The sequence below is a fragment of the Chthonomonas sp. genome, assembly GCF_035294165.1.
GTDB lineage: Bacteria > Armatimonadota > Chthonomonadetes > Chthonomonadales > Chthonomonadaceae > Chthonomonas.
Window position 1 is genome coordinate 1 of the sequence record NZ_DATGLN010000196.1, and the last position, 10,080, is coordinate 10,080.

The 10,080-nt window shown below is 55.8% G+C and carries 7 protein-coding genes and 1 tRNA gene; 1 reads left to right on the forward strand and 7 read right to left on the reverse strand.

Going from position 1 to position 10,080, the window contains the following annotated elements; all coding sequences use genetic code 11:
- The 6 genes from rfbF to VKV29_RS10725 all read right to left on the reverse strand — a co-directional run.
- A partial coding sequence (rfbF, locus tag VKV29_RS10700) for a glucose-1-phosphate cytidylyltransferase (RefSeq protein WP_324201299.1) occupies positions 1-747 on the reverse strand: 747 nt, incomplete at its 3' end.
- 52 nt (positions 748-799) lie between these two features.
- Entirely contained in the window at positions 800-2,251 is a 1,452-nt protein-coding gene (locus VKV29_RS10705; RefSeq protein WP_324201300.1) for a Wzz/FepE/Etk N-terminal domain-containing protein, read from the reverse strand.
- 80 nt (positions 2,252-2,331) lie between these two features.
- Complete coding sequence (locus VKV29_RS10710; protein WP_324201301.1) at positions 2,332-3,066, reverse strand: NAD(P)-dependent oxidoreductase; 735 nt, start codon at positions 3,064-3,066, stop codon at positions 2,332-2,334.
- A 9-nt stretch (positions 3,067-3,075) separates the two neighbouring features.
- Positions 3,076-4,359, reverse strand: coding sequence for a divalent metal cation transporter (locus VKV29_RS10715; protein WP_324201302.1), 1,284 nt, complete (start codon positions 4,357-4,359; stop codon positions 3,076-3,078).
- 66 nt (positions 4,360-4,425) lie between these two features.
- Positions 4,426-5,724: a hypothetical protein gene (locus VKV29_RS10720; RefSeq protein ID WP_324201303.1), complete on the reverse strand. Its 1,299-nt coding sequence runs from the start codon at positions 5,722-5,724 to the stop codon at positions 4,426-4,428.
- A gap of 202 nt (positions 5,725-5,926) precedes the next feature.
- A tRNA-Asp gene (locus VKV29_RS10725) sits at positions 5,927-6,002 on the reverse strand.
- A 211-nt stretch (positions 6,003-6,213) separates the two neighbouring features.
- Between VKV29_RS10725 and VKV29_RS10730 the strand changes: the two genes are divergently transcribed.
- Positions 6,214-8,439 (forward strand): GGDEF domain-containing protein, encoded by a 2,226-nt coding sequence (locus VKV29_RS10730; RefSeq protein WP_324201304.1) that lies wholly within the window; start codon positions 6,214-6,216, stop codon positions 8,437-8,439.
- Between the two features lie 62 nt (positions 8,440-8,501).
- Here the strand turns inward: VKV29_RS10730 and proS are convergent.
- On the reverse strand, positions 8,502-10,080 hold a 1,579-nt coding region (proS, locus tag VKV29_RS10735; protein WP_324201305.1), incomplete at its 5' end, for a proline--tRNA ligase.

Here is a 10,080-nt window from a genome sequence, read left to right on the forward strand (position 1 = left end):
GTTTGCCGATTGCCAGAGGCTTTCCAGAAGCCTCTTGTCGCGCAGCGTGTCCATACACTGCCAAAATCCCTCGTGTCGGTAGGCGGCGAGCTGCCCCTCCTTTGCTAGCACCTCGAGGCCATCTCGCTCTAAAATGGATTGATCATCTTTCAGATAGCGGAATATCTCCGGCTCAAGAACCATAAATCCCCCGTTGATCCAACCTTCTCCTACCTGGGGTTTCTCCACAAATTCAACGACCCGGTCGTTCTCGATTACCAACTCTCCAAAACGGGCGGGAGGACGAACCGCTGTAATGGTTGCGATTTTGCCTTGCTTCTTATGAAACTGCACCAGGGCGTGAATATCCACATTGCTCACCCCATCGCCGTAGGTGGCGCAGAAGGTGGAATCTTTCAGCCATGGCTCGAGCCGCTTTATGCGCCCGCCGGTCTGCGTTTGAAGACCGGTATCAATGAGATGCACTTTCCAATCCTCACAATGAGGCTCGTGCATTCTTACGCCGCCGGTGGAGATGTCAATGGTCATGCTGCCTTGAAGAGCATAATAATCGAGAAAGTAGCGCTTGATCACTTCCCCTCGATAGCCGAGAGCGATGAAAAACTCTTTGTAGCCATAGTGGCTGTATATTTTCATGATGTGCCAGAGAATAGGGTAGTTTCCTACCTCTACCATCGGTTTTGGGCGAACTTCGGTCTCTTCGGCTAAGCGAGTACCCAAACCTCCAGCGAGAATAGCAACCTTCATAAAGGGGCCTCACATCGGTTAGCGCTTCAGAACGGTGTATTATACCCATTGTCTAGCGTGAGGGAAGGCGTTCCGCCTCCACGGCCTGCTCGGCCTTTGGCAAAACCGCTTCTTCTGCAAACTCGGGGGGTGCCACCCGTTCGGCAACGGCCCGAAGATAGCCACGCACAATGAAATAACCCAGGGGGAGCAGAGCCAAAATGAAGCTGAGCGCTCCAAAAGTTAGTAGACCCGGCGAGCCTGTGCGTGGAGGCAGGGCGGAATCCACCACGCTGATTCGGCTTTTGCCTGAGACGGTAGAGAGCCTCAACCGAACGGCCTCCTCCTCTACAGTTTGTAAAGTAGCTAAGGCAAGCTTCTGGTTTGCTTCTAGCAGGGCTAGCTGAGTAGAAAGCTCACGGCGTACGAACAGATGTTGAGCGGCCAGCTTGATCAGGCCGAGAATGCGATTCTCTTGGGCTTGAAGCGCCTTCAATCGGGCCTGATTGGCAATATACTGTGTATCGAGCCGATAAAGATAACCTTTCTCTTGCTGTTGAAGTGCTTTACGGGCCAGCTCGACTTGCGCTCGGGCCTGAACGACCTGAGGATTGGTAGGAGAAAGTTGTTGAGCGTAAACCAACTGATTGTAGTTGTTCTCGGCCAAGGCAAGATTCATTCTAGCCGTTCGCAGAAGCGGGTCATCCGCCGGTAGTTCGGAGAGGTGGCTTAGCTGTTTTAGGACGCCGGCGCGAAGCAGGGTGTTTGTTTTTTCGAGTGCGCTTATCTCCGCGGCCGTCTTGCCATAGTCTGTGTAGAGGCTCTCCAGAGCACCGCTCGTGCTGGCCGTATCTACGCTGGGTGATTCGTCGGGGGTAATTCCTTTTAAATGCTGCACAAACGCCATGAGGCGTTCAGAAGCTCGATGATAAGCGGCTTGTGCGCGCTCCAACTCTCTTTGACCGGCCCGCAGCAGCACCGAATCGCGGTCGTTGTCGCTGGTGGCGTAGTAGTGCTGTAGGGCGATGGCGTAGAGGTTCGCCGCCTTGGCGGCAAGTTCTTTTACTTGGGTGCGTCGCAGATCAGCTCCTAAAGCCCACCTTGCAGGCCCCGGCAAGCGCACCGAAACATACAGCAGACCGTCGTTAGCGTTATCCACCGGCACGACGTGGTGCATTAACAGGTCGTCAGCATCGCGCTCCGTGCGGAGATGGTAAAAGCTTTTGAGGTGGATCTGCTTCTCTACCTCCTCGGCCAAACGGCGGCTCTTGAGTACCCCAATGTACTTCTCCTGACTCGTCTGTCCAAGAAGTGCGCTTAAACCGGAACTCCCACTGCCTGCATTTGGGGCGTGTTGCACCGATAGCGACACGGTGGCCTCGTAAGTTTGGGGGAACAGCAAAAGCATGAGTATCAAAAAGGCAACAAAAAGCGCCGGGCCTACTAGAATCCAAAGCCGCACATATTTCCGTACAACGGCAGCAAGTAGATCAAAGTAGAGGATAAGTTCGTCATTCTGTGACATCCAAAGGCGCTCCGATAGGTTTAGAGAACTATTTTACCGCAAGAGGCCTGTACCAGCACTTAGGAACATGAATGGCGAGGTTACGAGGAGTTATTCGCCTTTGGCCGCATCTGTGGTTCCCAGCCCAAAAGCCGTCGCGCTTTGCGCATATTCATTAGGCGCTGCTCATAGTCGCCCGAAATCATAAAGGCTTCGAAGCCGGCCCCTCGATACTCTAAAGCAGCTTTCAGTGCGCGGGCTACGTCGCTGGCTGCCGTTGCAATGGTGGGTGTCTCTGGTCGGGTTTTCTCCTGCCAGACTTTGTCGGCTATGGGGTGGCAGAGGCGCAGGGCGTTGATTGTCATTCCAAATCGGCGGCAGGCGTTGCGACAAACCTCCTCACCCAGCCACTTGGTAAACCCATAGAAATGCAGCGCATCCGGGGTAATGGCCTCATCTGGAAAGTAGCGTTTTGTGAGGTCCCCATCGTATACCGACATGCTGCTGGTATAAACTGCATGTTCTATGCCGACCCGATGCGCCGCCTCGAGTGCGAGATAAAGCCCTTTTACGTTTACATCGAAAGCGGACGTAAGGGCATCTTCGCAGCTCCAGTCTGCGCTGCCCATCGCCATATAGAGCAGGGCTTCCTGGCCTTCGCAAGCGGCCACTAGGGCGGCAAAGTCGCAGACATCCCCCTGTATCAAAGGAATGTCGCTTAACTCACTTTGCTGAGGCAGGGCGCGATCGAAGATGGTGAAACGAAAATCGCGCTTTAAAAGCGGCAAGGTAAGACCGGCAACATAGCCGGCTCCTCCGATAACGAGTACCCGCATTGGTTCCCCCTAAGAAGAGAAAAAGAGTTGCTGGATCATGAGAACGACAGCAAGCACAATCAACACGATAGTAGTAATCCATGTGATTACATTGTAAGTGAAGGAGTTCGCATGCTCCCCCATAAGCCGGCGATTATTCACGAGCTTGAGAGTAAGAATAAGAATGATGGGCAACAGCACACCGCCCACGATGTTCGGCAGAATGATAAGAAAAGCAAGATTAGCTCCCCCAAAGAGCACGGTAATCGCAGAGACTACAATAAGCAGAGTAAACACCCAAACGAAAAGCGGCGCTTCGCGTGTGCGTTTGCCCATGCTTGCTTCCCAGCCAAGCGATTCCGTGATGGCGTAGGCCGTGGAGACCGGTACCGTGATGGCGCCGAAACACGAGGCGTTAAACAACCCCAAGGCAAAGAGAATGGCGGCGGCCGGCCCGGCAAGCGGTTGCAAAGCGCGTGCAACCTGGCCTGCATCGCTATAGTTTCCGGGGTTGGCTCCCGCATGATAAAGCGTTGCAGCGCAGGCCACCATGATGAAGAAGGCGATGAAGTTCGTAAAAAAGGCGCCAAACAGCACATCTATTCGTGTGATGGGGTAATCCTCCACCCGAATAGCTTTATCGCGCACGGTGGATTGAATGTAGAACTGGCCCCAAGGCGTAATCGTGGTTCCGACCACGCTAATGATCTGGAAAATGTAGTCTTTACTCCAGGGGATGTGCCCGGGCCAGAAGAGGGCGGGCAGCACTTCACGCCAGTGCGGGTGCGCCATGAAGGCTGCCGGAATATAGGAGAGATAGATAAGCGAGGCGTAGAGCAAAACCCGTTCCACTCTACGGTAGGAGCCGTTGACGACCAGCCACCAGACGCCAAAGGCGCTGATGGGCACCACGATATAGCGAATTTTCTCTGAGGCAAAAAGCTCGAATGCGGCCGTAATGCCGGCGAACTCGGAAACAACGGTGGCATAGTTCGCAACCAGCAACACGCTCATGGCGAAGAGGGTCATGCGAACACCGAACTCTTCGCGAATGAGGTCGGCAAGCCCTTTGCCGGTCACTGCGCCCATACGGGCGCCGATCTCCTGACAGACCCCCAAAGCGATGGTGGAGAGCAAAAGAACCCACAGCAGTTTATAGCCGAAGGCTATTCCTGCTTGAGAGTACCCAAAGATACCGCTCGCATCGTTGTCGGCGTTGGCCGCGATAATGCCGGGGCCAACGATGCTGAGGGCAAGAAGAAGGCGCGTACGCAAAAGGCGGCGACGCGCCGGACGGACATTTGGGCTAGGCATGAGCGTCGGGACCTCCTTAATGCGTGTTTTGTCGGCCCCGGCGTCAGGGCCATTGTGATCGGTGAGCTATTTGGTAATAGGCGACCAGGCAGCTTGTGTGTTGTCGCCAACCCCCTTGGTTAGGTTGATGGGGTTGGTCATATCAGCATTAACAACCCACAGGTCGTGCTTACCGTCGGCATGTTGCACTTCATAAAGCAGTCGAGAGCCGTCGGGTGACCATTGCGGGTCGAGGGGCAGCCCATTTGGTGTGGCCGGAATGGTTGCCGGAGGCACCTTCACCCCTTCACGGATGGCCAGCACCTCGTTTGGATAGCGAATCACGTAGATGCCCAGAGGTGTCCAGCTATCCTCTCCGTTAAACATCCACCCTTCGAAAGCAAGCATCTTACCGTTTGGCGAAACGGTAAGATGCCGCGGCATAAGGGTATGCCCTAAGCAGATCATGATCGGCTTGGGCAACGGTTTTCCGGGTTTACTGAAGTCGTAAAGATTGATCCCACCCACGTAGATGCTTTTGTGAGTTTGCGGGTCACGGACGTACTGTTGGGCATAGGCCACCAGCAACTGATGTGTGTGCGGTATCCAGGCGACGTTCACATAGCGACCGGGGTCGAGAACGTAGGCCGTCTTGGCGCCGTTTGGGAGCGCCCGCGCCATCTCGTCGGAACCGCCTAGCATGGGGATATCGCCGTTCCCTTGCGCCGTAAGCGCCTGAACGCCGGCGATGATCGAGCCATCGGAAGAGAAGGCCTCTTGAATGTAGGGGCCTTGGGGGTCGAGCGTCGGCGCGATCTCTCCGTTCGTCGGTGAGTTGCTCGCGATGGGCGGCGGCAAAATCTGTTCCACGTCGTTGCCGTTAAGGTAGACCGTCTTGATCGCGCCTTCTGTAAGGAAGGCCACGTGCTTGCCGTCGGGGCAGGCGAGCGGTTTATCTTTGGGAAAAGAGCCGTAGGTTATTTGGACGGGCGTTTGCCCGGCACCGAGTAGGTAGATTTGTGTGCAGGACACGTTCGATCTGTTTGAGACATAGAGAACATGCTTTCCATCGAGCGTCCAGGTTGGGTTGCTTTTCAGAGAATGGTCCGAGGCAACCGTAAGCGGGCGCAGGCCGGTGCCGTCGGCTCTTATACCGTAGAGATCGGTATCGCCGTTAGGCTCTTGCCGAATAAAGGCGATGTAGTTTGCTGTATCGAAGTCTACCCCGTTGATGATGCCCGTTTTGCCTGAGGCGGCCACATAGTAATAAAAACCGATAAGCACAAGGATGAGCGAGAGCAGCCCCAGCAACAACTGCTGTCTGCGCCGATTCTCTCGCTCCCACCAATCCGGCACGGAGTGTTGTAATGGATTCGGGTTCGTCATCTCTCAGTTTGCCTCAACCTACGTCTGAGGGGGCGTTCTCCAAATAAGGCTCCTCAGCAAGGGATACGCAGGGAACACAAAGAACCGTTCCGTAAGGTTCCACCGAGCAAAACATCTTGAAAGGGCGCCTGGAACAGGTCTCCAAAGCGCCCTCTCCTAATCAAAATAAAACCTCGTACCCCTACCCAACTAGCGACTGGAACGGGGTTGACGGGATTTGAACCCGCGACCTCCTGCGTGACAGGCAGGCACTCTAGACCGGACTGAGCTACAACCCCAACTGTCTGTTTAGTGACCTCTCTCAGCACAAAAGTATACCCCAAAGCCATCGGAAGGGTCAAGAGGAGCACGTAAAGGAAGAAAGGCGCATTTGCACTGGCCTTCAATAAAGCCCGCACTACGACCGTGAAATATATTTAGGCGGATTATATATATCGTATTAGCTACTCTTTGCCGAAAATAGAGTTAGCGAACGACGGAAACGCTCGTATGGAAATAGAGGCCGACACCCTTACTTTTGGAAACGCGGAGCCTTTCGAACCGCCTATACCCGAAAGCGTTGCGGCGCCGCTTAAAGCGGTGCTTGCTAAACTGCAAGGCGGGTGCGCCGTGCTGCTTGTAAAAGCGGAAATTCCGCAAGCCTACCACTGGCTTAATACGGCACGCCTCGAAGCCCCGATCCTATTAGGTCCACTGGAGAGCCTTCACCTCGAAGCCTGGCCGCTCTTGGAAAACACCTGGGCTGTGGCGCTGAAACTGCCACAGCCGCTTGAAGAGCCTGTGGTTCCTCTGCAGATTCAGCTAGCGCGCCAGGCACTGCAGCAACGGCTTCGGGCAGAATGGCAGCAGCACTGTTCTGATAAGACAACGCCCTTCTCCATCCTGCCTATTACCTCGCTATTTTTAGGGGAGGAGCAGCAGAACCACCTCGCCGAACTAAACGCCTTGCTAGAGGTAATGGTGCAGGGGCGACTTGGGGTTCATTTTCATCCCGTTGTGAACCTGCGCGAAGCCCGTGTGGCCGGCTACGAGGCGCTTATTCGTATGCCATCTCAACCTGAGATTAAGCACACCGGAGAACTGCTCAAAGCCGTGCAGCGCGGCAGCCTCATCGCTTGGTTCGATATCGCCTGCCTGGAACGTTGTTTACAGGAGGCGGGTAAGCAGGGGTTGCAACAACTGTTGTTTGTTAATCTGGACGCAGAGGGCATTATGAACCTGATCGCTCAGGATCGCCCTCTTCTGCAGCGTGTCTACGACAACGGCTTAAGCCCGCGACAAATCATCATTGAGATCACCGAACGACAGGCCGTGCAGGACTTCCCCGGCCTTCTTAGAGAAATAAAACGTCTCCGTGAAGATGGCTTTCGAATCGCCATTGACGATGCCGGCTCCGGCTACAACAGCTTGGAGATTATCGCCGAACTCCTGCCCGACTTCATCAAGCTAGACCGCAGTCTGGTGCGCAGCCTCAACAGCCGTGGCGAGAGCCGCGCCCTTGTGACCGCCCTTGTGCGCTTTGCTGCCCAAATCGGGGTCAGAACCTTAGGGGAGGGGGTAGAAACTCCATCCGAGCTAACGGTGCTGGTAAACCTCGGTGTGCAGTATGCACAGGGGTATCTCTTTGGACGGCCTCAGGAGACCTTTCATGGGGTATCGAAAACTATCCGTGAGCTTATTCAGACGCAAGTACGGCGTCAGGAGCACCTGCAGACCGGATGTTCGCTCCCTGTAGGCGCACTCAAGCAGGCCGGGCTTGCCATGACCGTCGGAACACCCTTGTTAGAAGCCGCACGCCGCTTCGCTAAAAACGATGGACTCACCAGCATCGTCGTTATGCAGGGCGGTGAGGTTTGCGGGGTGCTTATGCGCCAAACCCTGGAAAACCAGCTTGAAATGGCACGCCAGGCACAAGCCGAATCGTTTCTGGCCAACGAGACGGTAGAACGATGGATGGAGAGCAAATTTGTAACAATCCCGGAACACTTTGCGCTCGATGAGGCCATAGGCCATCTCACCTATCGTAGTACCGTGAGCCTAGAGACCGATATCGTGATCGTTAACGCGGCAGGCGCCTATCGCGGCGTATTGCCGGTTCGCCTGCTGCTAGAAGCCGCGTTGCAACAAAACGGCAACCGAACCCATCATACCTCTGCTCTTACGGGCTTGCCCGACCGCCTTGTGTTGGAACAGGCGCTGCAAGAACGGCTCGATGCCAATCAGTCGGCCGGCCTGGTTCGCGTGGATGTTGCCGCGCTACATGTCTATAACCGCGACTATGGCATTGCCTTCGGAGACGCTCTCATTGTTCAAGTGGCCGAGCGCCTTAGAAAGGCTTCCAAGGAACACGGTGCCCCCACCGATCAGATATTCCACTTAGGGGGCGATAACTTCGTGTTGCTCACGCAATCGGCTAAAGTTACGGCACTTTGCTATGCGTTGGCTGAGGATGGCGACGCGGCAGAGATGGGGCCTCCTAACGCAGCGAAACCGGCAGGTTGGGTGAAGCCGGAAAAGGCAAGCAAAAGGCTGCAGGTTGTGGGCCTTACCCTCCGCAGAACAGGGGGGGCAAGACCGACGCAGAGCGCGCCGCCACCGTCGGATGCAAGGACGGCGTTGCAGGTTTTAGAGAAGCTTTTGCGGGAACTGCAGCAGCGCCCCGATCTCTCTTGGGCTGTAGATAAGCTTCCGTCGCTTCTGCCAAAAAGCGCTTGAGAACCTTTCTCCAACCCAAGTTCTGCCGGTATCGCCCAAGCCTAGGGTTGTGAAAGAGCGAACTATTGTTGCTCTCCAGAAGGCCATTTGGGCGCGGCGTCGGCAGCGGTGCTCAGAGCGGCCTGCATCGCGTCCACCTGTTGGCGTGCAAGGGCAGGTGCGTCCGCCAAAGGAACGATCTCCTTGGCTGTGCCGTCTCTCCGGCGCAACTCCACGCCTCCCTGCTGCAAAGAGCGCTCTGAGATGACGATCTGCAAGGGCATTCCCCGCAGGTCAGCGTCGGCAAATTTCACGCCGGGCGAAACCTCACGATCGTCATAGAGGGTCTCCACTCCGGCTTGTTGCAGCGCCGCATAGAGCGATTCGGTTTTCGCGATGTTCTCCGGCGCACGACACAGACCGATGAGGTTGAGCGCATAGGGAGCTACCGAGATCGGCCATATGAGGCCCTTTTCATCCCGATAGGCTTCTGCCACACAGGCGAGCAATCTTCCTACGCCGATGCCATAGGAACCCATGACGATCGGTTTTTGGTTGCCATCTTCATCGGTATAGAAGGCTTGAAGCGCCACCGAGTAGCGGGTGCCGAGTTGAAAGATGTTGCCCACTTCCACCCCTCTTTTCAAGGAGAGCGGTGCGCCGCACCGGATGCATAGGGCCCCTTCGCCTGCCTGAGCGATATTGGCCACAATGTCGGGCTGAAAGTCGCGCCCGCTGCACACATTTCGGAGATGATAGCCCTCCTCATTCGCTCCGGCCACCAAGTTTGTCTCTTCAACCAGGAGATCGTCGGCGATGACGAGGGCCTTACCGGGCGGAATGCCCACGGGCGAGGCGTAGCCGGGAACCATGCCGGCCTCCAAAATCTCCTCAGGATGCGCGGGGCGCAGGGCGATGGCGTGCGTGCTGTTTTTTACAAGTGTTTGATTCGTCTCCATATCGCCGCGCACCAGCGCCACTACAAGCTTTTGCACAAAACCGCCTTCGTCAGAGCCTTCTGGGGGGGCAAAAGTGCCCATAAAGAAGACCGCCTTGGCCGTGCTGCTGGCGGGTATGCCGAGATAGGCCGCCAACGACTCGATAGTCGTTGTGCCCGGCGTGGCCACGCGTTCCAATGGGCGGGGCGGATCGGTGTTGGCGCGAACCTTGCGGAATGTCGCCACCTCTTGGTTGGCTGCATAGCCGCACTGCTCACAGACCACCAGAGTATCCTCGCCGATGTCGGTGAGGTACATAAACTCATGGGCAAGCTTACCTCCCATCATACCCACATCGCTCCCAACGGCGAGCAAAGAAAGCCCTACTCGTGCCCCAATGCGGAAATAGGCGTTATAGTGCGCGATATACTGTTTTTTAAGCCCTTCTTCATCCTTATCAAGCGAGTAAGAGTCTTTCATGAGAAACTCGCGTACTCGGATAAGCCCACCACGTGCGCGGGGTTCATCGCGGAACTTCGTCTGGATTTGGTAAACGAGTTGGGGGAGTTGACGGTAGGAGCGTATCTCCGAGGCCGCCAGTTGCGCCACCACCTCCTCATGGGTCATTGCCAACAGCATCGGGTGCCCGCGTCGGTCACGAAAACGCACCATGGTTTCGTCTATGGTTTCCCAGCGCCCGCTCTGTTGCCATAGTTCGGCCGGA